21 protein-coding genes are annotated in these 23,583 nt (G+C 56.3%); 7 read left to right on the top strand and 14 right to left on the bottom strand.

The window, feature by feature from the left end:
- Positions 1 to 2: 2 nt before the first annotated feature.
- The 3 genes from gntT to gntX form a co-directional block, all read right to left on the bottom strand.
- Positions 3 to 1,319: a gluconate transporter gene (gene gntT, locus AC2FAP_RS18765; RefSeq protein WP_014171973.1), complete on the bottom strand. Its 1,317-nt coding sequence runs from the start codon at positions 1,317 to 1,319 to the stop codon at positions 3 to 5.
- Between the two features lie 307 nt (positions 1,320 to 1,626).
- Positions 1,627 to 2,202 (bottom strand): Fe-S biogenesis protein NfuA, encoded by a 576-nt coding sequence (gene nfuA, locus AC2FAP_RS18760; protein ID WP_003861601.1) that lies wholly within the window; start codon positions 2,200 to 2,202, stop codon positions 1,627 to 1,629.
- Between the two features lie 61 nt (positions 2,203 to 2,263).
- Positions 2,264 to 2,947 (bottom strand): DNA utilization protein GntX, encoded by a 684-nt coding sequence (gene gntX / locus AC2FAP_RS18755; protein ID WP_020884567.1) that lies wholly within the window; start codon positions 2,945 to 2,947, stop codon positions 2,264 to 2,266.
- A 36-nt stretch (positions 2,948 to 2,983) separates the two neighbouring features.
- Between gntX and bioH the strand changes: the two genes are divergently transcribed.
- Together bioH and AC2FAP_RS18745 are read left to right on the top strand one after the other, a co-directional pair.
- Positions 2,984 to 3,757 carry a pimeloyl-ACP methyl ester esterase BioH gene (gene bioH / locus AC2FAP_RS18750; RefSeq protein WP_185791836.1) on the top strand — a complete coding sequence of 258 codons (774 nt, stop codon included), beginning with the start codon at positions 2,984 to 2,986 and terminating at the stop codon, positions 3,755 to 3,757.
- Positions 3,758 to 3,868: 111 nt separating this feature from the next.
- Positions 3,869 to 4,138, top strand: coding sequence for a YdgH/BhsA/McbA-like domain containing protein (locus AC2FAP_RS18745; protein ID WP_025202855.1), 270 nt, complete (start codon positions 3,869 to 3,871; stop codon positions 4,136 to 4,138).
- 30 nt (positions 4,139 to 4,168) lie between these two features.
- Here the strand turns inward: AC2FAP_RS18745 and feoC are convergent, their stop codons facing one another.
- The 5 genes from feoC to greB all read right to left on the bottom strand — a co-directional run bounded on the left by feoC (position 4,169) and on the right by greB (position 10,180).
- Positions 4,169 to 4,408 (bottom strand): [Fe-S]-dependent transcriptional repressor FeoC, encoded by a 240-nt coding sequence (gene feoC, locus AC2FAP_RS18740; RefSeq protein WP_063215539.1) that lies wholly within the window; start codon positions 4,406 to 4,408, stop codon positions 4,169 to 4,171.
- Positions 4,409 to 4,418: 10 nt separating this feature from the next.
- Positions 4,419 to 6,737 (bottom strand): Fe(2+) transporter permease subunit FeoB, encoded by a 2,319-nt coding sequence (gene feoB / locus AC2FAP_RS18735; RefSeq protein ID WP_449541958.1) that lies wholly within the window; start codon positions 6,735 to 6,737, stop codon positions 4,419 to 4,421.
- A 30-nt stretch (positions 6,738 to 6,767) separates the two neighbouring features.
- Positions 6,768 to 6,995, bottom strand: coding sequence for a ferrous iron transporter A (feoA, locus tag AC2FAP_RS18730; RefSeq protein ID WP_020884570.1), 228 nt, complete (start codon positions 6,993 to 6,995; stop codon positions 6,768 to 6,770).
- Between the two features lie 292 nt (positions 6,996 to 7,287).
- Positions 7,288 to 9,618 carry a Tex family protein gene (locus AC2FAP_RS18725; protein ID WP_014171965.1) on the bottom strand — a complete coding sequence of 777 codons (2,331 nt, stop codon included), beginning with the start codon at positions 9,616 to 9,618 and terminating at the stop codon, positions 7,288 to 7,290.
- Positions 9,619 to 9,706: 88 nt separating this feature from the next.
- Positions 9,707 to 10,180: a transcription elongation factor GreB gene (gene greB, locus AC2FAP_RS18720; protein WP_014171964.1), complete on the bottom strand. Its 474-nt coding sequence runs from the start codon at positions 10,178 to 10,180 to the stop codon at positions 9,707 to 9,709.
- 232 nt (positions 10,181 to 10,412) lie between these two features.
- Here greB and ompR point away from each other — a divergent pair, with 232 nt between their 5' ends.
- Complete coding sequence (gene ompR / locus AC2FAP_RS18715) at positions 10,413 to 11,132, top strand: osmolarity response regulator transcription factor OmpR (RefSeq protein ID WP_006177890.1); 720 nt, start codon at positions 10,413 to 10,415, stop codon at positions 11,130 to 11,132.
- A complete protein-coding gene (envZ, locus tag AC2FAP_RS18710; RefSeq protein WP_014171962.1) occupies positions 11,129 to 12,475 on the top strand; it encodes a two-component system sensor histidine kinase EnvZ in 1,347 nt (448 codons plus the stop codon). The genes ompR and envZ overlap by 4 nt, the downstream gene beginning before the upstream one ends.
- 47 nt (positions 12,476 to 12,522) lie before the next feature.
- Here envZ and pckA read toward each other — a convergent pair whose 3' ends face one another.
- The 5 genes from pckA to AC2FAP_RS18685 form a co-directional block, all read right to left on the bottom strand.
- The gene (gene pckA / locus AC2FAP_RS18705; RefSeq protein WP_014171961.1) at positions 12,523 to 14,142 is read right to left on the bottom strand and encodes a phosphoenolpyruvate carboxykinase (ATP); all 1,620 of its coding nucleotides are present in this window, start codon (positions 14,140 to 14,142) and stop codon (positions 12,523 to 12,525) included.
- Between the two features lie 353 nt (positions 14,143 to 14,495).
- Entirely contained in the window at positions 14,496 to 15,374 is an 879-nt protein-coding gene (hslO, locus tag AC2FAP_RS18700) for an Hsp33 family molecular chaperone HslO (protein ID WP_014171960.1), read from the bottom strand.
- Between the two features lie 24 nt (positions 15,375 to 15,398).
- On the bottom strand, positions 15,399 to 15,800 hold the full coding sequence (hslR, locus tag AC2FAP_RS18695; protein WP_449541957.1) for a ribosome-associated heat shock protein Hsp15: 402 nt from the start codon (positions 15,798 to 15,800) through the stop codon (positions 15,399 to 15,401).
- Complete coding sequence (yrfG, locus tag AC2FAP_RS18690) at positions 15,797 to 16,480, bottom strand: GMP/IMP nucleotidase (RefSeq protein ID WP_025202858.1); 684 nt, start codon at positions 16,478 to 16,480, stop codon at positions 15,797 to 15,799. Before yrfG ends, hslR begins: the two co-directional genes overlap by 4 nt.
- Before the next feature lie 67 nt (positions 16,481 to 16,547).
- Entirely contained in the window at positions 16,548 to 18,683 is a 2,136-nt protein-coding gene (locus tag AC2FAP_RS18685) for an intracellular growth attenuator family protein (RefSeq protein ID WP_032679110.1), read from the bottom strand.
- A gap of 326 nt (positions 18,684 to 19,009) precedes the next feature.
- On the opposite strand from AC2FAP_RS18685, the gene nudE reads away from it, so the two are divergent.
- On the top strand, positions 19,010 to 19,570 hold the full coding sequence (nudE, locus tag AC2FAP_RS18680) for an ADP compounds hydrolase NudE (protein WP_014171956.1): 561 nt from the start codon (positions 19,010 to 19,012) through the stop codon (positions 19,568 to 19,570).
- A 71-nt stretch (positions 19,571 to 19,641) separates the two neighbouring features.
- On the opposite strand, the gene mrcA is transcribed toward nudE, so the two are convergent.
- Positions 19,642 to 22,194, bottom strand: coding sequence for a peptidoglycan glycosyltransferase/peptidoglycan DD-transpeptidase MrcA (gene mrcA, locus AC2FAP_RS18675; protein ID WP_307374057.1), 2,553 nt, complete (start codon positions 22,192 to 22,194; stop codon positions 19,642 to 19,644).
- Positions 22,195 to 22,313: 119 nt separating this feature from the next.
- On the opposite strand from mrcA, the gene AC2FAP_RS18670 reads away from it, so the two are divergent.
- Together AC2FAP_RS18670 and AC2FAP_RS18665 are read left to right on the top strand one after the other, a co-directional pair.
- Positions 22,314 to 23,090: a type IV pilus biogenesis protein PilM gene (locus tag AC2FAP_RS18670; protein ID WP_307374054.1), complete on the top strand. Its 777-nt coding sequence runs from the start codon at positions 22,314 to 22,316 to the stop codon at positions 23,088 to 23,090.
- The gene (locus tag AC2FAP_RS18665) at positions 23,087 to 23,581 is read left to right on the top strand and encodes a PilN domain-containing protein (RefSeq protein WP_449541956.1); all 495 of its coding nucleotides are present in this window, start codon (positions 23,087 to 23,089) and stop codon (positions 23,579 to 23,581) included. Before AC2FAP_RS18670 ends, AC2FAP_RS18665 begins: the two co-directional genes overlap by 4 nt.
- Positions 23,582 to 23,583 lie beyond the last annotated feature (2 nt).

Genomic DNA, 23,583 nt, shown 5'->3' with positions numbered 1-23,583 from the left:
TATCAGATAACCATGTTCAACAGCAGAACCCCGACCAGACCACACACCGAAATAATGGTTTCCAGTGCAGACCAGGACTTGATGGTTTCACCGATAGTCAGGTTGAAATATTCCTTGAACAGCCAGAAGCCCGGATCGTTCACGTGAGAGAAAATCACGCTACCGGAACCTACCGCGATAACCATCAGCTCAGGGCTCACGCCCGTCGTCGCAATCAGCGGCGCAACGATACCACCGGCGGTGATTGCCGCAACGGTTGCAGAGCCGAGCGCGATACGCAGCACCGCAGCGATAGACCACGCCATCAGCAGCGGTGACACATTGGTTTCATGCATCATGGCCGCGATGTATTTATCCACGCCGCTGTCGACCAGCACCTGCTTGAACGCACCGCCACCACCGATAATCAGCAGCATCATGGCAATGATTTTGATGGAAGAGGTCAGCGTGTCGTTAATCTGATCCATTGAACGACCACGGTTCAGGCCGAAGGTGAACATCGCAATCAGTACCGCAATCAGCGTCGCCATCACCGGGTCGCCCAGGAATTCGGCAACGGACAGGAACGGGTGGCCTTTTGGCAGGATCATTTCCGCCACGGCACGCATCGCCATCAGGATGACCGGCACCAGAGAGGTCCAGACGCTGACGCCAAAACCAGGCATCTCTTCTTCCGTGAAGGTTTTCGCGCTGTACAGACCTTCCGGGATAGGCTTATCAATCCCTTTCAGGAAGCGGGCATAAACCGGGCCGGCCAGGATCACCGTCGGGATTGCCAGAATCGTACCGAACAGCAGGGTTTTACCCATATCGGCATGGAAGATGGTGGCGATCGCGGTTGGACCCGGGTGTGGTGGCAGGAAACCGTGCGTAACGGACAGCGCGGCGGCCATCGGTACACCGACATACAGCAGTGGAATGTTCGCTGCCGCTGCGATGGTGAACACCAGTGGCAGCATCAGCACGAAGCCCACTTCATAGAACAGTGCGAAACCGACGGTAAACCCGGTTAACACGACCGCCCACTGGATATTCTTCTTCCCAAATTTGGCAATCAGCGTGGTGGCAATACGCTGGGCGCCCCCACAGTCCGCCAGCATTTTGCCGAGCATAGCGCCAAAGCCCATGATCAGGGCCAGGCTACCGAGCGTGCCGCCGACACCGGCTTTAATGGAGCTGATAACTTTCACCAGCGGCATCCCTTGCATCAGACCGACTGCAAGTGCCACCAGAACCAGAGCGATAAACCCGTTCATTTTGAAACGGATCATCAAGAGCAGTAATAACACAACACCGATAGCAACGATGACTAATGGCATGATTTACCTGGCCTTTGAATTGTTATGGGTAACGTCATTGTTTCAACGACAAATTCCGATTGTCCCAACTGGGAACAGAGTGTTAACGGCACTAATACTGTTGCCTTGGAAACTATTAAGTTTAGTCGGCTGTTATGAAGGTGCTTAGTGCCCACGAGAATGATACGGGTAACATGTCGTGGTTGAGAATCACCCTGGGGGGCTAAATTTGAATTATGAGACGCAGGTCAACATATGGGGAGGCAAGGCAGGGAGGGGAAAACAGGCCCGGTAAGCATAGCGCCACCGGGCAAAAGCAGGCGGACGCTTAGTAGTAAGAGTGCTCGCCGCGCTGGTGTTCGGTCAGATCGCGCACACCTTTCAGTTCCGGGAATTCGTTCAGCAGCTGCTTCTCGATCCCTTCTTTCAGCGTGACATCAACCATTGAACAACCGTTACAGCCGCCGCCGAACTGCAGGATCGCCAGGCCGTCTTCAGTGATTTCCATCAGGGAAACACGACCGCCGTGGCCCGCCAGCTGTGGGTTGATCTGAGACTGCAGCAGGTACTCGACGCGCTCCATCAGTGGGGCATCGTCAGACACTTTACGCATTTTGGCGTTTGGCGCTTTCAGGGTCAGCTGAGAACCCAGCTGATCGGTGACGAAGTCGATCTCCGCATCTTCAAGATACGGTGCGCTCAGCTCATCAACGTAAGCCGTGAGCTGTTCAAATTTAAGGGCAGTGTCAGTCGCTTCCACTGCGTCCGGAGGACAATAAGAGACACCACATTCTGCATTCGGAGTGCCTGGATTGATCACAAACACGCGGATCTGCGTCCCTTCTTCCTGATTTGCCAGCAGTTTGGCAAAGTGCGCTTGTGCAGAATCGGAAATACGGATCATAGCTTTGGCCTAATAGTTGACTAAATTACCTGGGTATAATCATACGCCCATTGAAGAAGGGCTACAAGGTACGGCACAGACACCATACCTGAACCGACGCGGCGCCGCTTTGCAAAAGCAGTCGGGAAAGTTCAGCAACGGTACTGCCTGTGGTGACGACATCATCCACAATCGCGATATGGAGGCCTTTGACCGGGAATTCAAGACGAAAGGCATTTTTGAGGTTCCTTTTGCGAAGCCGGGCCGTGAGCTGATGCTGGATAGCCGTATTATGGACGCGTTTGAGCGCACGGGCGTCGTAACGGCAACCGAGCCATCGCGCGAGCGGGCGGCAGAGCAGGTCACTTTGGTTGTAGCCGCGTCGCCAGTGTCGGCGACGGTATAAAGGCACGTTAACCACCATGTCGATGTTCGGCAGGCCGCGGGTGCGTCGCGCCTGTAAAACGGCCAGCAGTAACAGGCGGGCGAGGGGACGCGCCAGCACACTCTGGCCGGCAAACTTCAGCGCATGAATAAGGCCGCTTAACGGCGCAACATAATCATCCACAGCCACCAGGGCACACCACGGCGGCGCTTTTTTCAGGCAGCGGCCGCAGGGAACGTCTCGCCCGGTGGCATTTAGCCCACACTGCGGACACGTCATCGCCTGCCTTTTCAGCGAGCGGGTGCAAACGGAGCAGACGCCCCATGCGCTGAGGGCAAGCGGCATCCGGCATAGCCAGCACAAGCCAGGCACTGTTAACATGTGCAACCTCCATGTGAAAAAAGAGAACAGTAACTGATGAAGACGCTGTGGTGGCAGACCGTAGGGACGGGAAATTGCCATCTTGTGCTGCTGCACGGATGGGGCCTGAATGCCGAAGTATGGAATTGCATAACCGGGGAACTCACCTCGCAATTTACCCTGCATCTGGTGGATTTACCGGGCTTTGGCCGCAGTCGCGGCTTTGGGGCAATGTCGGTTGAGGAGATGGCGCAGCAGGTGCTGGACGCTGCGCCGCAGCACGCCATCTGGCTGGGCTGGAGCCTGGGCGGGCTGGTGGCGAGCCAGATTGCCTTGACCCATCCCGAGCGCGTGCGTGCGCTGGTCACGGTAGCCTCGTCACCGTGCTTCAGTGCAAAGGACGACTGGCCGGGCATAAAACCGGATGTGCTGGCCGGGTTCCAGAAACAGTTGAGCGAAGACTTCCAGCGGACCGTTGAGCGTTTCCTGGCCCTGCAGACAATGGGAACCGACACCGCGCGTCAGGATGCCAGAGCGCTGAAGCAGACCGTGCTTTCCCTGCCGATGCCGGACGTTGAGGTGCTTAACGGGGGGCTTGAGATCCTCAAAACTGTCGATTTGCGTAAGCCGCTGGCCGCGCTGGCGATGCCGCACCTGCGAATCTACGGCTACCTCGACGGGCTGGTGCCGCGCAAAGTGGTTCCAGTGCTGGATTCACTCTGGCCACAAAGTGAGTCTCTGGTGATAAACAAAGCCGCGCATGCGCCGTTTATCTCTCATCCGGCGGAGTTTTGTTCAGCGCTCGTTGCGTTAAGTCAACGTTTAGACTGATTATTTTCTATCCAGCCTGGAAAAAGTTTCACACCGCAACCATACTCCAGATGTCGTTGCGGTTGTTCTGCCTACGATAATCAAAACAACAATCCTATGGAGAGTCAGGCTATGAAACTTGTTACAGGTATCGTCACTTCTCTGGTTATTGGGTCACTTTCATTTGGCGCCTTTGCGGCACAAGAGCTGGAAAAAGATAAAGTTGCCGGGATGAATCTGACCAAAGTTGGTGAGATTTCTACGTCTGACACGACCGCGCCGATGGACGCCAAAAAAGAGCTGTCTAAGAAAGCGGATGAGCTGGGTGGGAAGTACTACGTCGTCACCAGTGCCGAAAAACAAACCAAAAACGTGCGCGCAACGGCGGACGTCTATAAGTAATACGTTAATGCCGGGCAGCGATGCCCGGCTTTATGTGCGCAGTGCCCACCACTCTCTGAGGCAGGCTTTTCCTTCCGGGCAGCTTTTACAACTGCCGGACAGGCAGCCCTCCGCCTCTTCCTGAATACGCACCGCTTTTCCCATGGCTTCCAGTCTTTCCAGCATGGCATCGATCATCGGCTGCGGCGTATGCAGGGTGAGGCTCAGCTGTTTCGCCTCCATTCGCCCTTGTAACGCCAGCAGGTCGCGTACCTGAATCAACGATGCCATGGCTTACCCCTTAGTGACAGTCGCCCGCCGGGCTGTTGCAACAGCTGGCAGCCGTTTTGCGGTTTGCCAGCAGGTTGATATCAACCCGGCTGCGTGCCCGGCGTAGCAGGCCGAGAACGAGCACGTTAAACAGCACAACCGCCAGGATGCACACCAGGCTATACCGCGGGTGCTGGCTAAAGTTAACGGTCTGATAAAAGAGCGTCGCCAGCGAGTAAGCGATGTTGAGCCCCCACAGAATGGAGAAGCCCATCCAGCCACGGCTGGACTCGCGGGCAATCGCACCCATGACGGAGATGCACGGAATATAGAGCAGAACAAAGATGAGGTAGCTGTAGGCCGCAGAGGCGCTACCAAATTTCTCGCTCATCACGCCCATGGCACCCGTTGCCATTTCGCCGTCACCTTTACTGGCCTCAATAGGGTTCGCCAGCACGCTCAGGCTGAAGGTGTCTTTCAGGCTCTGCCATGTCTCTTCGACGGCGCCCAGCAGTTCGTTACCGAGATGAAACTCTGCCGGATTGAACGCTTGCTCCTGGATGTTCTCCGCGGTGTAGAGCGTATTCAGGGTCCCGACGACCACCTCTTTCGCCATCGCACCGGTGAACAGACCGACGGTCGCCTGCCAGTTATCGTCATGGACGCCGATCGGTTTGAAGACCGGGGTTATGACGCGGCTGACGGAGGCGAGGGCGGAGTCGTTGATGTTATCCGCAGCCTGTCCGCTCAGGGTGAAGCTGTTCAGCGCGCTCAGGAAAATACTCACGATAACAATCACTTTACCGGCACGCAGGACGAAGCCTTTCAGGCGCTGCCAGGTCTGGATCACCAGGCTTTTAAGATGGGGGACGTGGTAGACCGGCAGTTCCATAACGAACGGCGACGCTTCGCCGCGCATGATGGTGTGTTTCAGCATCAGCCCCGTGAGAATGGCCATGACGATACCCAGCACGTACAGCGAGAAGACCGCCAGTGCCCCCTGCTGCCCAAAGAAGGCCGCGGCAAAGACCGCGAAGATAGCCAGTCGTGCACCGCAGGACATAAACGGTGCCATCATAATGGTCATCAGACGTTCACGCGGTGCATCCAGCGTACGGGCACCCATAACCGAGGGCACGTTACAGCCGAAGCCCACGATCAGCGGCACGAAGGATTTGCCTGGCAGACCGAGCGCCTGCATCAGGCGATCCATGACGAAGGCGGCGCGTGCCATGTAACCGGAATCCTCAAGGAAGGAGAGGAACAGATACATCATGCCGATTTGCGGCACCAGAGGCAGTACGGTGTTGATACCACCGCCAATCCCCTGGGCAAGGAAGATGGTCAGCCATTCCGGGAAATGCAGGGTGTAACCCACCCACTGAATGCCATGAACAAAGATAGCAACGGAACCGGCATCGAAAATCGGCTGGAGTGCGCCACCAATGTTAATGGCGAGCAAGAACATCAGGTACATCACCAGCAAGAAGACCGGCAAACCGAGGAAACGGTTAAGCACAACCTTATCCACGGCAGCGGTGAAGCGGCTCGGTTCCGCCGTCAGGGCGTTACTGACCACGTCGCAAATCGCGGCGATGGCCTGATAGCGAGCATCAGCGATATGCAGGGCCGGGTCATCCAGCTCGTCGCTCAGACGGGCGAGGACCACGTCCAGTTCATCTGCCGCATGACCAGCATAGGCGCGGCTGTAGATATCCCCTTCCAGCATTTGCAGGCCGAGCCACAGGCGCTGTTTCGCGGGCATGCTTTTGTCCATCTCTTGCGCCAGCAGATCCGCTTCGCGCAGGAGCGGCTGGGCGTAGTGCACCAGCTCAACGTTACGATTGCCCGCGTGGCGATCGATAGCCAGTTTCAGGGCATCAATACCGCGGGCGCGCGTCGACACCAGCGGAACGACCGGGCACCCCAGCCGTGCGGAGAGGGCATCGACGTCGATACGCAGTTTCTGTTTCTCTGCAATGTCGAGCATGTTGAGCGCCACGATGCAGGGAATGCCCAGCTCCAGCAGCTGCAGCGTCAGGTAGAGGTTACGCTCAAGGTTTGAGGCATCAACCACGTTGATGAGCAGATCCGCGTCGCCGCTAAGAATATAGTGGCAGGCAATCTGCTCATCGAGCGAAGTTTGCGAGGAGATCGTGGTTAAGGAGTACGTGCCGGGCAGGTCAACCAGCGTGACCTGGTGATCTGTTGTTGAGAATAGGCCTTCTTTACGTTCAACCGTTACGCCAGCCCAGTTACCGACGCGCTGGCGCGCACCCGTGAGCTGGTTAAATAGCGTTGTCTTGCCGGAATTAGGATTGCCAATTAAGCCAATAGTTAATTTTTTCATTTTTCTGGACTCACTGAAACCGCTGGCTTGTTATCGGGATAAGGCTTCGACTTCTATTAATGCGAGATCTTTTTTACGCAATACCAGATTTACGCGTCGGGTTTCGATATGCACCGGATCACCTAACGGGGCGACGCGCACGACCTGAAATGACGAGCCGGGCAGCATGCCCAGCGACAGCAGCTTTTGTCGATAGGCCGGGCTAATTTCGTGGGTAAAACCGGTAATTTTCCATGCACTGTCTGGAGTGAATTGCATAATGCCTGATTCCACGAGAGGTTAAAATATCTACTATGGGATGATAATGAGAATAGTTTTTATCAGCAATAATAAAACTGTGACGGAATGTTGTTTGCGGTATTAATTTACGGCCTGTTTGACCTTGCTCAATATTTACTGATTCTGCGGCAGGGAGAGGAACGGCTTATTTGTTAATAGTGTGATCACTGGTGGTTGAAATATAGATATACAACCGGTTTCATATTTTACAATTAATTTCGGCGGGATAACGGCCCGGTGAGTGACGCATCACCGGGCCTTTTTTATGCGGTTAGCGTTTCTTACCCATTGCTGCCGCCAGCGCATCCATCATGGCGCTGTTGCCTGCAGGCTGGGCGTCACGTCCGCGTGGCTTCGCCGCTTTTGCGGCCGGGCGCTGCTGCTCGCGTCCGCCGCCGTTACTGCCGCGGCGCGCGCTGGTTTCACCTGGCTGCTCGTCCAGACGCATCGTCAGGGCGATACGCTTACGCTGCAGATCCACTTCCATCACCTTCACCTTCACGATGTCGCCCGCTTTGACCACGGTATGCGGATCTTCAACGAATTTATCGGCAAGGGAAGAGATGTGGACCAGACCGTCCTGGTGCACGCCGATATCGACAAACGCGCCAAAGTTGGTGACGTTAGTGACCGCCCCTTCGAGTACCATGCCTGGAAGCAGATCATTCATGGTTTCAACGCCGTCGGCGAAGGTCGCGGTTTTAAACTCAGGACGCGGATCGCGGCCTGGTTTTTCCAGCTCTTTGATGATGTCCGTGACCGTCGGCACCCCGAACTGTTCGTCGGTAAAATCGACCGCCTTCAGGTTACGCAGCGCGCTGCTGTCGCCCATCAGGTCTTTCAGCGCCTGCTGGGTTGCGGCCAGAATGCGTTCCACTACCGGGTACGCTTCCGGGTGAACGGTTGAGGCATCCAGCGGGTTATCGCCGTGGTTGATGCGCAGGAAGCCCGCGCACTGCTCAAACGCTTTTGGCCCCAGACGGCTCACCTTCAGCAACTGCTGGCGGTTCTGGAACTGGCCGTTTTCATCACGCCAGGCAACGATGTTTTGCGCCATCATGCGGGTTAAGCCCGCCACGCGGGTCAGCAGGGGAACAGAGGCCGTGTTCAGGTCAACGCCGACGGCGTTTACGCAGTCTTCCACGACCGCATCCAGCTTACGGGCCAGCTGAGTCTGGCTCACGTCATGCTGATACTGGCCGACGCCGATGGATTTCGGGTCGATCTTAACCAGCTCCGCCAGCGGATCCTGCAGACGGCGGGCGATAGAAACTGCACCGCGCAGGGAAACGTCCAGGTCCGGGAACTCCAGGGCGGCCAGTTCAGACGCCGAATAGACGGAAGCGCCCGCCTCGCTGACAATCACTTTCTGTGCGGTGACTTTCGGGAACTGTTTCTGCACATCGAGGTAGAAACGCTCGGTTTCACGGGAGGCCGTACCGTTGCCGATGGCCACCAGCTCCACGTTGTATTTCTCGCACAGCGCCGCAACCACGACGGCAGCCTTCGCCGCCTGGCCGGTATGCGGATAAATGGTGTCGGTAGCCACCAGCTTGCCGGTACCGTCAACCACGGCCACTTTTACGCCGGTACGCAGACCCGGATCGAGACCCATGGTGGCGCGCAGGCCGGCAGGTGCGGCCATCAGCAGGTCGTGCAGGTTACGGGCGAAGACGTTGATTGCTTCGTCTTCGGCGCGTTCACGCACGGTGCCCATCAGTTCGGTTTCGAGGTGCATTAGCACCTTGATGCGCCACGTCCAGCTCACCACGCCTTTGCGCCAGCTGTCTGCCGGCGCGTTGTTCAGGCGCAGGCCGAGGTGGTCGATAATGATCTGCTCGCAGTGGCTCTCTTTTGGTGGCTCGTCAAACTGTGGATCGGCATTCAGGGAGAGCTGGAGCACGCCTTCGTTGCGGCCGCGGAACATCGCCAGCGCGCGGTGTGAAGGGGTGGTAGAGATGGGTTCGTGATGATCGAAATAATCGCGGAACTTGGCGCCTTCTTCCTCTTTCCCGCTGACCACGGTAGAGACGATGTGGGCGTTTTTCCACAGATAGTCACGCACTTTCGCGAGCAGGGCGGCATCTTCGGAGAAGCGCTCCATCAGAATGTAGCGCGCGCCGTCGAGTGCGGCTTTGGTGTCTGCGACCCCTTTATCGGCATCGATAAACTTCGCGGCTTCGGTTTCCGGGTCGTGGGACGGTTCGTTCCACAGCAGTTCGGCCAGCGGCTCCAGGCCTGCCTCAATGGCAATCTGTCCACGGGTGCGGCGCTTCGGTTTGTACGGCAGATAAAGGTCTTCGAGTTCGGTTTTGCTCAGGGTGCCGTTGATTGCGGTTTCCAGCTCGCTGGTCAGTTTTCCCTGTTCGCCGATGGATTTGAGGATCGCCTGACGACGGTCTTCCAGTTCGCGCAGGTAACCGAGACGGGTCTCCAGGTTACGCAGCTGCGTGTCATCCAGACCGCCGGTGACTTCCTTACGATAACGTGCAATAAACGGCACGGTGTTCCCTTCATCAAGCAGGCGAACGGCAGCTTCTACCTGTTCGGCTCTGGCCTGAAGTTCACCCGCAATAATGCGGCAGAGCGAATCTTTCATCATGGCTTTATCATCTGTTGAGTCGAAAAAATCAGGGGATAGTTATACGGGCTGACACGGCAAAATGCCAGCCGCGGAGGGCGCTCTCGGACTATTTAACGTACGTAATTTCGTTGACGTACCAGCTGGCTTCGCCGCCAGGGGTCTGCACGACGGCCAAATCGCCCACTTCCTTTTTCAGCAGCGCACGGGCCATTGGTGAGTCGATAGAGATGTAATCCTTACGACCAAAAATTTCGTCATAGCCGACGATACGAAAACGCAGGGTATCGCCATCGTCGTTCTCAATCTCGACCCACGCGCCGAAAAACACTTTGCCTTCCTGCTGTGGGGAGTAATCCACTATTTTGAGGTTCTCAAGGCATTTGGTCAGATAGCGGACCCGGCGGTCGATTTCACGTAACCGTTTTTTGTTGTACTGGTAGTCAGCATTTTCACTGCGATCGCCCAGGCTTGCGGCCCAGGTCACTTTTTTGGTCACTTCAGGACGCTCTTCGCGCCACAGGTAATCCATCTCTTTTTTGAGTTTCTCATACCCTTCGCGGGTGATCAGGGGCGTTTTCATGGGGTGACCTTAAGACTCGACATCATTGCATTCTTTGCGCACATTACGTATCACGTAGTCTAACAGACAACGTTAATAATGATTTATGTGATGAAATGTGCAGATAAGCTGCTGTTAAATATGCTTTGTAACAATTTCGACTAGAATTTATACCAGAATTAGCTGGTCGAACACGTGCACTTTTTTAGAATACGCTGTTATTAGACTATCCGAACCTTTGGGAGTACACACAATGCAAGAGAACTACAAAATTCTGGTCGTGGATGACGACATGCGCCTGCGTGCGCTGCTTGAGCGTTATCTGACCGAGCAGGGCTTCCAGGTTCGTAGCGTGGCCAACGCTGAGCAGATGGACCGTCTGCTGACCCGCGAATCATTCCATCTTATGGTACTCGACCTGATGCTGCCTGGTGAAGACGGGCTTTCCATCTGCCGCCGTCTGCGTAGCCAGAGCAACCCTATGCCGATCATCATGGTGACGGCGAAAGGGGAAGAGGTTGACCGCATCGTTGGTCTGGAAATCGGCGCTGACGACTACATTCCAAAACCGTTCAACCCGCGTGAACTGCTGGCCCGTATTCGCGCCGTGCTGCGCCGTCAGGCGAACGAACTGCCTGGCGCACCGTCGCAGGAAGAAGCGGTGATTGCGTTTGGTAAGTTCAAGCTGAATCTCGGTACCCGTGAGATGTTCCGTGAAGATGAACCTATGCCGCTCACCAGCGGTGAGTTCGCGGTGCTGAAAGCGCTGGTCAGCCACCCGCGTGAGCCGCTTTCACGTGACAAGCTGATGAACCTGGCGCGCGGCCGTGAATACTCCGCAATGGAACGTTCCATTGACGTGCAGATCTCCCGTCTGCGCCGCATGGTGGAAGAAGATCCGGCGCATCCTCGTTATATTCAGACCGTATGGGGTCTGGGCTACGTGTTTGTCCCGGACGGCGCTAAAGCATGAGGCGAATGCGCTTCTCTCCGCGAAGCTCATTTGCCCGTACGCTGTTACTGATTGTCACCCTGCTGTTCGTCAGCCTGGTGACAACCTATCTGGTGGTGCTGAACTTTGCGATCCTGCCGAGCCTCCAGCAGTTCAATAAGGTTCTGGCATACGAAGTGCGTATGCTGATGACCGATAAACTGCAACTGGAGGACGGCACGCAGTTAGTTGTTCCCCCGGCGTTTCGCCGTGAAATCTACCGTGAGCTGGGTATTTCGCTTTACTCCAACGAAGCGGCAGAAGACGCTGGCCTGCGCTGGGCGCAGCATTATGAGTTCCTCAGCCAGCAGATGGCGCAGCAGTTAGGTGGCCCGACTGAAGTGCGCGTTGAGGTCAACAAAAGCTCGCCGGTCGTCTGGCTGAAAACCTGGCTGTCACCCAATATCTGGGTGCGCGTCCCGCTGACCGAAATTCACCAGGGTGACTTCTCACCGCTGTTCCGCTACACCCTTGCCATTATGCTGCTGGCGATAGGCGGCGCGTGGCTGTTTATTCGTATACAGAACCGACCGTTGGTCGACCTGGAGCACGCTGCGCTGCAGGTCGGTAAAGGGATTATTCCTCCGCCACTGCGTGAGTACGGCGCCTCAGAAGTGCGTTCCGTGACGCGGGCCTTTAACCATATGGCGGCCGGCGTGAAGCAGCTGGCAGACGACCGTACGCTGCTGATGGCGGGCGTGAGTCATGACCTGCGCACGCCGCTCACGCGTATCCGTCTGGCGACGGAGATGATGGGCGAAGAGGATGGTTATCTTGCGGAGTCCATTAACAAGGACATCGAAGAGTGTAACGCCATCATCGAGCAGTTCATTGACTACCTGCGTACCGGGCAGGAGATGCCGATGGAGATGGCCGATCTGAATGCGGTACTCGGTGAAGTGGTCGCGGCGGAAAGCGGCTACGAGCGGGAAATCGATACCGACCTGCAGGCCGGAGAAATTCAGGTGCGGATGCACCCGCTTTCCATTAAACGTGCTGTGGCTAATATGGTGGTTAACGCGGCCCGTTATGGCAATGGCTGGATTAAAGTCAGCAGCGGGTCTGAGCTCAACCGCGCCTGGTTCCAGGTCGAAGATGACGGTCCGGGCATTAAGCCAGAGCAGCGTAAGCATCTGTTCCAGCCGTTTGTGCGGGGCGATAGCGCGCGCAGTACCAGCGGAACCGGCTTAGGCCTGGCGATTGTGCAGCGTATTGTAGATAACCATAACGGCTTGCTGGAGATTGGGACCAGTGAGCGGGGCGGTTTAAGCATTCGCGCATGGTTACCGGTGCCGGTGACGCGCGGGCAGGTGAGAGAGAGTTAAAAAAGGGTGGCAAAAGCCACCCTTTTTTTTGCAGGTCGGGTCAGCTGTTACAGCTTCGGTCCCGCACTCACCAGCGCTTCACCTGCCGGGGTATCGGTATACTTCTCGAAGTTCTCAATAAAAAGTTTCGCCAGCGATTCTGCTTTCTCACGCCACTGCTCCGGTGAACCGTAGGTATTGCGTGGGTCGAGAATACGGGTCTCTACGCCCGGCAGCGCCGTCGGGATTGCCAGATCAAACATCGGCAGCGTGAAGGTTTCGGCGTTATCGAGTGAACCATCCAGAATGGCGTCGATAATGGCGCGGGTATCTTTGATGGAGATACGTTTGCCGGTGCCGTTCCAGCCGGTATTCACCAGGTACGCCTGTGCACCGGACGCCTGCATGCGTTTGACCAGCACTTCCGCGTACTGCGTCGGGTGCAGCGACAGGAACGCTGCGCCGAAGCAGGCGGAGAAGGTTGGCGTTGGCTCCGTCACGCCGCGCTCGGTACCGGCCAGTTTGGCGGTAAAACCAGACAGGAAGTGGTACTGCGTCTGGCTGGCGGTCAGGCGGGACACCGGAGGCAACACGCCGAACGCATCTGCCGTCAGGAAAATCACCTTCGTCGCGTGGCCCGCTTTTGACACCGGCTTCACGATGTTGTCGATGTGGTAGATAGGGTAAGACACGCGGGTGTTTTCGGTTTTCGAAGCATCGTCGAAGTCGATCGTTCCATCGGCACGCACGGTGACGTTTTCCAGCAGCGCATCGCGGCGGATGGCATGGAAGATATCTGGCTCCGCTTCTTCAGACAGGCGAATGGTCTTCGCGTAGCAGCCCCCTTCGAAGTTAAACACGCCGTCATCATCCCAGCCGTGCTCGTCATCGCCAATCAGACGACGTTTCGGATCGGTAGAAAGGGTGGTTTTACCGGTGCCGGACAGGCCGAAGAACACCGCCACATCCCCTTTTTCACCGACGTTTGCCGAACAGTGCATGGAGGCGATACCGCGCAGCGGCAGCAGGTAGTTCATCACCGAGAACATCCCTTTCTTCATTTCGCCGCCGTACCAGGTACCGCCGATCAGCTGAATACGCTCGGTCAGGTTGAAGGCGATGAAGTTCTCGGAGTTAAGACCCTGCTCTTTCCACTGTGGGTTCGTGCATTTCGCCCCGTTCATCACGATGAAGTCAGGGGTGAAATCCTGCAGCTCTTTGTCGTCAGGACGAATAAACATGTTTTTCACGAAATGCGCCTGCCAGGCCACTTCAGTGATAAACCGCACGGAAAGGCGGGTATCGGCGTTAGCGCCGCAGAAAGCATCAACGATAAACAGACGCTTGCCGGAAAGTTGATGGGTAACGAGCCCTTTCAGATGCTGCCAGGTTTCCGGAGAGAGCGGTTTGTTATCGTTCTTCCCTTTGCCTTTATCAGCCCACCACAGCGTGTCGCGGGTGGTCTCGTCTCGGACGATGTATTTATCTTTCGGCGAACGACCGGTAAAGATACCGGTATCGACGGCGATAGCACCAAGGTTAGTCAACACACCTCGCTCGTATCCTTCCAGTGCTGGATTGAGCTCTTCCTGATACAGCGTATCGTAATCGGGGTTGTAGACGATTTCCTGGACGTCGTGAATACCATAAGCCTTGAGATCTTGCGGGGTTAAACCAGTAACACGCATATCACTGCTCCTTAGCCAATATGTACTGTCTGAAATTGTAGGGTTTTTGTGAGGTTGTTAACCGCGACGGGGCTCATAGATTTACGCATCTGGACAAAACCCTTACTAACGGAAAACGCTGCGACTCCAGTCACAGGGCAGGCGGATTATCGCAGGAATCGCTTTTTGGTTGGGGAAAATGTTCCGAAAAGGTTAATGGCTGGTGATTTTATCGGAAGGAATGTGAATGTAATCGCATACACGTAAGAAAATTACGTAAGAGTTACAGTGTTAAAAACGATTCAGCCAGAGAGGGCTTTTTTGCACCTTACCCTCTCGCAAAAGGGAGAGGGCAAGGTGAGGGCAGGCTTTGCTTAGTGGACCTGAGGATCCGCCGGGGAGGCGTTGTTGCGGATCTCAGCAATATCCATCGAATTGAACACGTAGTGCGTACCGCAGTAGTCACAGTGCATATCGATTTCGCCGTCTTCCGCCATGATGCTGTCGATCTCTTCATCCGGCAGGGTCTTCAGCGCGCCAGCGCAGCGTTCACGTGAACAGGTGCACTTAAATTCCACCGACTGTGGGTCGTAAACCGTCACTTCTTCTTCGTGATAAAGACGCCACAGGACATCGGTCGCCGACAGGGTGAACAGCTCTTCTGCTTTGACGGTTTCCGTCAGAGTCGCGAGGTGCTCGAAGTCGTTGGTCTGCGCGTCCTGCGCAGGCAGAACCTGCAGCAGCATACCGCCAGCAGCAGGCTGACCGTCTACTTCACCGGTGCGGATGAACAGACGTGTCGGCAGCTGTTCAGAACGCATGAAGTAATCTTCCAGGCAGGCCGCCAGCGTATCGCCTTCGAGGCCAACCACGCCCTGATAGCGCTCACCTTCCTCCGGGGAGATGGTGATGACCAGATAGCCATTACCCACCAGCGTTTTCAGGTCCGCGTTTTCAGGAACATCGCCCTGTACGCGCGCCACGCCGCGCATCTGCTGCTGGTTATTTCCGTTAATGACCGCCAGGGTCATAGGGCCATCACCCTGCAACTGCACGGTGATATCCCCGGCAAATTTCAGGGTGGCAGTCAGCAGGCTGGTGGCAACCAGCAGTTCGCCCAACAGGGTTTTCACCGGCAGCGGGTAGTTGTGGTTTTCCAGAATCTGTTTCCAGGTTTCGGATACGGTGACCAGCTCGCCGCGCACGGCGAATTGTTCAAACAGGTAGCGGTGTAATTGGTCGTGTTGGGCCATAATAGTCTCTCGTGCAGGTGAGGGTTACTCGGTCTCACCGTGTTTAAATTTCATCAGATCGCGGCGCTCTTTTTTATCCGGACGCCGGTCCGGGTGGGGCATTGTCAGCGCATTCATTTTGCGCGCCAGCGCGGTCTTCTTGCGTTTTTCAATGCTCTCAGCCGTCTCTTCATACAGCAGTACGGCTTCGGTTGCGGGCCGTCGTTGTTCAGTAATGGCTTTAATCACAACGGTACGTTCATCGTTGCCCTGACGCAGCGTTAAGGTGGCATTCAGTTCGACCAGCTTGCTCGGTTTGCTGCGCTGGCCGTTGTAATGCACTTTACCGCCGTCGATCATGTCGCGGGCAAGGGCGCGCGTTTTATAAAAACGGGCTGCCCACAGCCATTTATCCAGTCTTACCCCTTCAGCGGGTTTTTCTTTCATGGCCTCTCCTTCACGGTCAGTGAGGGGATCATCTGGCGATAGTCGTTCAGCCCCGGATGGCGCAGATAGCTTTTTTCAGCCAGGCCAGAGTCAGGGTTGGTAACGCCCAGACAATAGCGAATGCCAAACCTGGCCGCGGAATCCAGAATAGGCTCGCTGTCATCAATAAACAGCGTGCGTTCCGGCTGCAAACCGGTCTCTTCCGCCACCGCATGCCACAACCGCTGATCCTCTTTCGGATAACCAAATGTGTGGGTGGAAAGTAATAAATCAAGGTGCGAAGCAAGACCCGTATGCTCCAGCTTCACGGCCAGATTGTGAGGATGGGCGTTGGTCAGCAAGATACGGCGCTTGCCGCTCGCTTTTAGCGCATCCAGAAAAGGCACGGTATCCTCACGCAGTACGGCGCGCGGGCCCTGGGCGGTGGTCATGGCACAAATATCCAAACCGAGGCGCTCGCTCCAGTAGTCAAGACAGTACCAGTTTAGCGTATGCTGCACCGCGCTATATTGCGAACGAATGAATTCCTGCGCTTCTGCCGGGGAGATCCCCTGCTGTTCACCATAGGTTTCCGGAACCAGCTTTTGCCAGAAATAGTTATCAAAGGCGAGATCGAGCAGCGTGCCGTCCATATCCAGCAGAACGGTATCAACCTCCTGCCAGGCGATATCAAGATGCATAAGGGGGAACTCCAGCCTGAAGAAACGTGCGCGACAGGGTAGCACATCTTGTCGCGCATCGACGTTATCAGATCAGGCTCTCAGACGAGGGGATCAGCTTAGGGTTAAGGCAATTTTCGTAATACTGCTGGATGTCGGCAAGCCTGGTGCGTGAGCGCTGATAGCGACGCAGCGCCATAAAACCGTTCCAGCAAATGCATACCAGCATCGCAATCATCAGCAGCGAGGTGCCGATGTAGCGCCACAGGCCTGCGCTGTCCGGCATGCGGTGCAGGCCGATGTGGCGCGTGCCGTTGGCATCGGTAAAGATACTCGTCACAATCCCTTCAGCGCTAAACGGCGTCTGCATCAGCATCTGCGCCAGGCGCTGGAACTGGCCCCACTGTTCCTGAGCCGGGTAGTCATAAAGTGCGACCTGCGGGTATGGCTGATCGACCAGGTCGCTCCCTTCATCACTGACGATCACAAAGCCGCCCGGTGCCGGGCTGTTCAGCGCCTGCGCCGCGCGGGTGGTTTCGCGCATCACGAAGGGTGCGGTTGACGTGGCGACCAGATTATCCAGCGACTCGGCGCTGACCGGACGCAGCAGCACGTTAACGCCATCCAGCCGGCCCGCTTCCGCGCGTTTCACCAGCGAATCCCAGTCTTTACTGTTACCCAGGTTCACAAGGGCGTTTTTGAGACGTACGCATTCGTCCTGAGCGGAACACAAATCCTGTGTTTTCAGAACGATGTCACCAAAGTCGTCCAGAAGCACCATCCCCGATTTCTGAATGGCCGAGCGCAGGGCAGGGCTCACGCGCGAGTCGTCATCGGGTTTCGGGTGCAGCTGGCGGTTGACCGTCTGGGTAAGCGACGTGGCTTTATTGACAACCTCAGATTCAGGCAGCGGCAGCGGCGGCGCATCATTCCAGATAATTTGTGAGCAATCGAACGGCATGAACGGCGAGCTCTGACGCGTATTCCATGCGCCAGGCGTATGAATGTTACACATGCCGGTGCCCTTCAGGCGCAGCGTATCACCGACCCGCACGCCAGCCTCGTCCAGTTGGTTGACGCTGGTTGCCTCAATGGTTTGCGCCCCTTTTATCCATGACAGGGTAAATTTAATGGGCATATCCAGCGGGACAAACAGCAGAAGCATGATAAAGACCAGCGCTGCCCCCCCGGCAATGACCGCACTGCGTAACCAGTGCTGAAGCGGGAAATTTTTTACTTCATCATGCAGGGATAAAAAGCGCCCCTGGCGCACCACATGGCGGTCAAGATAGATATCGATATCGGTTTTCTGCCCTAAATCCTGGGCAATCCACGGCTGCCAGTGGCGCGGGTAGATAAGATCGATAATACCGAGCGAGATATTATTGAGGTGCTCCTGGTCACTCTCACCGAACAGACCCCAGCGCTTAGGAGTACCGCGCAGGCAGTGGATCTCACGTAGCGAGGTTTTTGCCGGCGGGGCAAAGAGCCCCCACAGTCCGGCTGCCAGCAACAGCACCGCACCGCCAGCCAGCCAGGGGACAAACACATCCGGCGTCAGCAGGCAGATGAAAAAGAGCAGGAACGCGGCCACGATCAGAATCGCTTCGCGAATGCCGTCAGGGCGGCTCAGAGCGTACTCTTCATGCGTCTCCTGGCGAATGTTCAACAGCTCGATCTGCTCTGTCTCTTCGCCACGAATGGAGGCCTGCGTTGAGCTTGCGCGTTCCAGCGCAAAACGCGGGGCTTCCTGAAGATATTCATTCAACGTATGGCCGTTGAGCGAGATAACCAGCGGCAACGAATCGGTATGGATCAGCTCTACGCTGTTTTCGTCATTAATGTACTGCTCCCAGGACGGGGGCAGATGCACTTCAACCGAATCCAGGTAATAGCGCCATTTATTGGGATCGTCTGTGGTGATGCCATAGCGGGTGATGGAGCGCGTCACACTGAGCACTGTGTCACTTTGCGCATTTAACTTGAGCGCCACCGGCGCAGCAGTTGCCCCCGTCGGCCCAGGTGTTAACTGAGAACGGTTCAGTGTTTCGAGATAGTTTTCTACTGCATCGCGCTCTTCTTGCGTCAGTTTACGCGTCGTCGCACCGGCAAAGGCGTTTAAAAAGGGCAGCCGGTAACGACGCCTTACGCGACGCCTGTATACCCACCCTGCAACCAATGCGCCGGCCAGCATAGCAGCGAGAACAATCAAAATGGTGCTCATGCTTTCCCCATCTTACTTATCTTCTTACAGGTGTAGTCAGTAGCACCTTTAACATTGAATGAGAGTCTGTGGTTGGCTATCGGCAAGTATGGAGTCGAACTTGAGCATTCTGAAGCGCATCCCAGTGACCGATGATGATAGCAAAGCCTGTTATGGCGCGATATCAGCAAATTCCTGGAAACATTTCAACCTCTTGACATTTGTTTTGAATTGAGGATTGATTCCTGTTACGTTGCATAAATGTAAATACAGAACAATTGACATTGCCGAAACCGTGCGGCGTATCGCACAATAAAGCCAGTTCCCACTGCTAAGACCCCATCACGATGAGCAAACCATTACAAAAACCCACCATTCTGAATGTTGAAACAGTCGCAAAATCGCGCCTGTTTAATGTCGAAAGTGTGGATCTGGAGTTCAGCAACGGTGTGCGTCGCGTTTACGAACGTATGCGCCCTTCTTCGCGCGAAGCGGTGATGATTGTTCCTGTCGTCGACGACCATCTGATCTTAATCCGCGAGTATGCCGTGGGAACCGAATCTTACGAACTTGGGTTCTCGAAAGGGCTCATCGATCCGGGTGAAACGGTCTTTGAGGCGGCCAATCGCGAGCTGAAAGAAGAGGTCGGTTTTGGCGCGAACGAACTGACGTTCCTGAAAAAACTGAGCATGGCACCCTCCTATTTTTCCAGCAAAATGAACATTGTGGTTGCTGAGGATCTCTATCCAGAATCGCTGGAGGGGGACGAGCCGGAGCCACTGCCACAGGTTCGCTGGCCGCTGGCCCATATGATGGACCTGCTCGAAGACCCTGACTTTAACGAGGCCCGCAACGTGAGCGCGCTGTTCCTGGTACGCGAATGGCTGAAGGGGCAGGGGCGGTTATAGCAGCCTGATGCCGCAACGTGTGAGAGAACAAAAAAAACGGCAACCTGAGGTTGCCGTTTTTACGTTGCCCGTTAGAACAACTCGTGCGTTTCGCCGTTATCAATGATTTCTGTACCCACCTCATGCACCGCCTGTGTGGTCGGCTGCGTGCCCTCGATGAAATACTCTGCACGGCTATTGCCGCCATTGGCGAGCTGCCCGGTGCTGCGGTCGATATTGACGGTAACCACGCCCGGTGGTGGTGTCAGCGGCTGCTCCGGAACGCCTTCCAGCACGGATTTCATATAGGCATCCCAGGCCGGTTGCGCACTCTTCGCGCCGCCTTCGTAGCCAGAAATCTGATCTTTAATCGCGCCTGAAGCCGTGGTGCGGCCTAAATCACGGCGATGATCGTCAAAACCGATCCAGACTGACGTCACCACGCCCGGGCCGTAACCGGAGAACCACGCATCTTTCGAGCTGTTTGTTGTCCCCGTTTTACCGCCGATATCATGGCGCTGTAAATCACGTCCTGCCCGCCAGCCGGTCCCTTGCCAGCCAGGTTCGCCGAAGATGTTGGTGTTCAGTGCGCTCTTTATCAGGAACGACAGCGGCGTGTTGATGACATGCGGTGCATACTCCTGCGCCCCGCTCTGCGCCACCAGCGACTGGTTAGCCTGTTCCAGCTGCGGCTGCGGCAACACAGGGTTCGTCTGCTCCTGAGACACGGCAACGTCTTCCATGTCCTTGTTTTCAATCACTTCAGATTTTGGCGTATTGCCGTAAATGACCGGAATATCGCAGTCAGGGCAGGCAATTTTCGGCTTCGCTTCAAACAGCACACCACCCTGGTCGTTCTCGATTTTACTGATGAAGTACGGGTCAATCAGGAAGCCGCCGTTAGCCATCACCGAGTACCCCCGCGCCACCTGAAGCGGCGTAAAGGACGCAGAGCCTAACGCCAGCGATTCGGTGCGCACGATGTTCTGAGCCGGGAAACCGAAGCGTTGCAGATATTCCGCGGCATAGTCGACACCCATCGCACGCATTGCGCGCACCATCACCACGTTTTTCGACTGCCCAAGACCCTGACGAAGACGAATAGGGCCTGAATATTCCGCCGGTGAGTTCTTCGGCTGCCAGTCAGAACCGGCACCAGCATCCCAGCGGGAGATAGGCACGTCGTTCAGGATACTGGCGAGAGTCAGTCCCTTATCCATGGCTGCGGTGTAGAGGAACGGCTTGATGTTGGAGCCAACCTGACGCAACGCCTGGGTGGCGCGGTTAAATTTGCTCTGGTTGAAATCGAACCCACCGACCAGGGCCAGCACGGCACCGTTCTGCGGATTGATAGACACCAGGGCCGAGTTAACGTCTGGCACCTGCGCCAGCCACCAGCTGTCGCTCACCTTGCGTACCCAGATTTGCTGTCCGGTCTGGACGACATCCGTCACTTTACGCGGCGTCGGGCCTTGCAGGGTGTCTGAGCGGTACGGGCGAGCCCAACGGATCCCGTCCATACGCAGGGAGACAGACGTTCCATCCGCCAGCGTTGCCACCGCTTCCTGCGGATCGGCCTGAGTCACCACGGCGGGAAGGAGCGGGCCATAGGTGGGCAGCGCTTTCAGCGTACTGGTGATTTTTTTGCTGTCCCAGGCGCTTTCGCCGACTTTCCACAGCACATTCGACGGGCCGCGATAACCGTGGCGCATGTCGTAATCCATCACGTTGTTACGCACCGCTTCCTGAGCCGCCTGCTGAACGTTGCGGGTCACGGTGGTGTAAACGCGGTAGCCATCTTCGTAGGCTTTATCGCCGTAGCGGCTCACCATCTCCTGACGCACCATTTCGGTGAGATAAGGGGCAGAGAAGGCAATTTCCGGCGCATGGTAGTTGGCATCGATGACATCGTTGCGCGCCTGTTCGTACTCGCTCTGGCTGATATAGCCTTCGCTCAGCATACGTGACAGGACGACGTTACGACGCGCCGTAGCGCGTTCAAGCGAGTAGAGCGGGTTGAAGGTCGATGGTGCTTTAGGCAGACCGGCAATGGTCGCCATTTCGCTTAACGTCAGCTGCTCGACAGGTTTACCAAAGTACACCTGCGCGGCCGCACCAACACCGTAGGCGCGGTAGCCGAGGTAGATTTTATTGAGGTACAGCTCAAGGATCTCGTCTTTGCTCAACAACTGCTCAATACGGATCGCAAGGAACACCTCTTTGATCTTACGGGTCAGGGTCTTTTCTGGGCTAAGGAAGAAGTTACGCGCCAGCTGCTGTGTAATGGTGCTTGCCCCCTGAGAGGCATGACCGGAGAACAGCGCAATACTTGCAGCACGGAAAATCCCCACCGGATCGACACCGTGGTGCTCGTAAAAACGGCTGTCCTCGGTAGCGATAAAGGCTTTGACCATCACGGGCGGAATTTGATTTAAGGTCAGCGGGATACGACGCTTTTCGCCGTACTGCGCCATTAACTCGCCATCGGCGCTGTAGACCTGCATCGGGATCTGGAGTCGCACATCGCGAAGCGTAGCGACATCAGGCAGCTGCGGCTCAATATATTTGTACAAACCATAAATCGAGCCTGCTCCCAGCAGAATGCAACAGACTGCAAGGATTAATAAATACTTTACGAACTTCACCGGAGATTTCCCATTTGGTTTCACTTGGGCAGTTTCTAAACAATCGCGCGGTAGTATAAAGGCAAGCCTGATTCATTGATATAGCCGTCACCTGACGGGCGATAAGGAGATCGTGAAGCATGGCTTTCAAAATATGGCAAACAGGCGTTCATATTCAACAGGATAGGGTGCAGATAGTGGCGCTGGCCCGGGAGCGGTCGGGCTGGCGTTTGTGCCGCTGGTGGGCTATCACTCTGGCCGACGGGATTATCCGGGATGGCAAAATTTGCCAGCCTGAACAACTGGTTGACGCCCTGCGCGACTGGCGGAAAACGTTGCCACACTCCCATCGGGTGTTTCTCTCATTTCCGGCGGCACGCACGCTGCAACGATCGCTCCCCCGTCCGGGCGTGGCGCTGCGCGACAGCGAACAGCTCTCCTGGCTGGGGGCGACGCTCGCGCGTGAACTGGAGATGGCTGCTGACACGCTCTGTTTTGATTATGCGCAGGATACGTTCAGCAATACATTCCATGTCACCGCTGCACAAAACAACGAGATTCACCCCCTGCTGACGCTGGCAAAGATGTTGCGTTTACGGCTCGTGACGATCACCCCGGATGCCAGTGCGCTGGCGAACCTTCTCCCTGCGGTAGCGCCGGCGCAGTGTGTCGCCTGGCGGGATGGGCATCAGTGGCTGTGGGCGATGCGCCATCAGTGGGGACGGCGTTTTACCACGGAAGCGGAAAACGTGGCCGATCTCGCGGCACTGCTGGCCCTCACGCCGGAGGACATTGCCCTCTTTGATAGCCAGCGAGACCCCTGGGACGCCCTGGTTCGTTGCCATGCTCCTCTGCCGGCGTGCGGCGCTGATTATACCGTCGCGCTGGCGCTGGCCATGAGTGAGGTGCCGGAATGAGCATGACGAACTTTCTGCCGTGGCGGCGGCAGCGACGCGTGCGCTGCCTGCGATTCTGGGGCGTACTGTTTGTCGCTACGTGGCTGCTGATACTGATGGGGGTTTTCAGCCTGCGGATGAACCCTCTCGTGATGTCGCGTGCGCTGCATATTCAACTGGCGGGCATGCAGTCCGTGCAGCAGGTGCTGGTGTCTCGTACAAGGTCAGGCACAGAGACGCCCGCGCCAGCGCCAGCGCCTCAACGACGCGACTGGCAGCCGGTGCTGGAGTCCTTTGCCGGGATGATGCCATCCCAGGTCTGGCTGACCGAACTGCGCTATCAGCCCCCTACACTGATGTTAACCGGATATGCCGCAACACTCCCCGCGCTCTCTGCTCTGCGGGATGGGCTCGGAAAGATGGCGGGGTTTACCCCGGGGCCGACGGGGGAATTACAGCAGGATGACCAGGGTCGCTGGATGTTCACTTTTCATCTGCGAAGCGAGGGCTAATA

The sequence above is a fragment of the Enterobacter cloacae complex sp. 394I7 genome, assembly GCF_057320345.1.
This window is presented reverse-complemented; position numbering and strand designations above follow the sequence as displayed.

Excerpts from the sequence above, each read along its gene's own strand:
- feoA (WP_020884570.1), bottom strand. The coding sequence starts at position 6,995 with ATGCAATTCACTCCAGACAGTGCATGGAAAATTACCGGTTTTACCCAC.
- nfuA (WP_003861601.1), bottom strand. The coding sequence starts at position 2,202 with ATGATCCGTATTTCCGATTCTGCACAAGCGCACTTTGCCAAACTGCTG.
- hslO (WP_014171960.1), bottom strand. The coding sequence starts at position 15,374 with ATGGCCCAACACGACCAATTACACCGCTACCTGTTTGAACAATTCGCC.
- AC2FAP_RS18725 (WP_014171965.1), bottom strand. The coding sequence starts at position 9,618 with ATGATGAAAGATTCGCTCTGCCGCATTATTGCGGGTGAACTTCAGGCC.
- AC2FAP_RS18665 (WP_449541956.1), top strand. The coding sequence starts at position 23,087 with ATGAGCATGACGAACTTTCTGCCGTGGCGGCGGCAGCGACGCGTGCGC.
- feoC (WP_063215539.1), bottom strand. The coding sequence starts at position 4,408 with ATGGCATCGTTGATTCAGGTACGCGACCTGCTGGCGTTACAAGGGCGA.
- envZ (WP_014171962.1), top strand. The coding sequence starts at position 11,129 with ATGAGGCGAATGCGCTTCTCTCCGCGAAGCTCATTTGCCCGTACGCTG.
- AC2FAP_RS18685 (WP_032679110.1), bottom strand. The coding sequence starts at position 18,683 with ATGAGCACCATTTTGATTGTTCTCGCTGCTATGCTGGCCGGCGCATTG.
- gntX (WP_020884567.1), bottom strand. The coding sequence starts at position 2,947 with ATGTTAACAGTGCCTGGCTTGTGCTGGCTATGCCGGATGCCGCTTGCC.
- pckA (WP_014171961.1), bottom strand. The coding sequence starts at position 14,142 with ATGCGTGTTACTGGTTTAACCCCGCAAGATCTCAAGGCTTATGGTATT.
- bioH (WP_185791836.1), top strand. The coding sequence starts at position 2,984 with ATGAAGACGCTGTGGTGGCAGACCGTAGGGACGGGAAATTGCCATCTT.
- yrfG (WP_025202858.1), bottom strand. The coding sequence starts at position 16,480 with ATGCATCTTGATATCGCCTGGCAGGAGGTTGATACCGTTCTGCTGGAT.
- greB (WP_014171964.1), bottom strand. The coding sequence starts at position 10,180 with ATGAAAACGCCCCTGATCACCCGCGAAGGGTATGAGAAACTCAAAAAA.
- gntT (WP_014171973.1), bottom strand. The coding sequence starts at position 1,319 with ATGCCATTAGTCATCGTTGCTATCGGTGTTGTGTTATTACTGCTCTTG.
- ompR (WP_006177890.1), top strand. The coding sequence starts at position 10,413 with ATGCAAGAGAACTACAAAATTCTGGTCGTGGATGACGACATGCGCCTG.
- nudE (WP_014171956.1), top strand. The coding sequence starts at position 19,010 with ATGAGCAAACCATTACAAAAACCCACCATTCTGAATGTTGAAACAGTC.
- AC2FAP_RS18670 (WP_307374054.1), top strand. The coding sequence starts at position 22,314 with ATGGCTTTCAAAATATGGCAAACAGGCGTTCATATTCAACAGGATAGG.
- AC2FAP_RS18745 (WP_025202855.1), top strand. The coding sequence starts at position 3,869 with ATGAAACTTGTTACAGGTATCGTCACTTCTCTGGTTATTGGGTCACTT.
- hslR (WP_449541957.1), bottom strand. The coding sequence starts at position 15,800 with ATGAAAGAAAAACCCGCTGAAGGGGTAAGACTGGATAAATGGCTGTGG.
- feoB (WP_449541958.1), bottom strand. The coding sequence starts at position 6,737 with ATGAAAAAATTAACTATTGGCTTAATTGGCAATCCTAATTCCGGCAAG.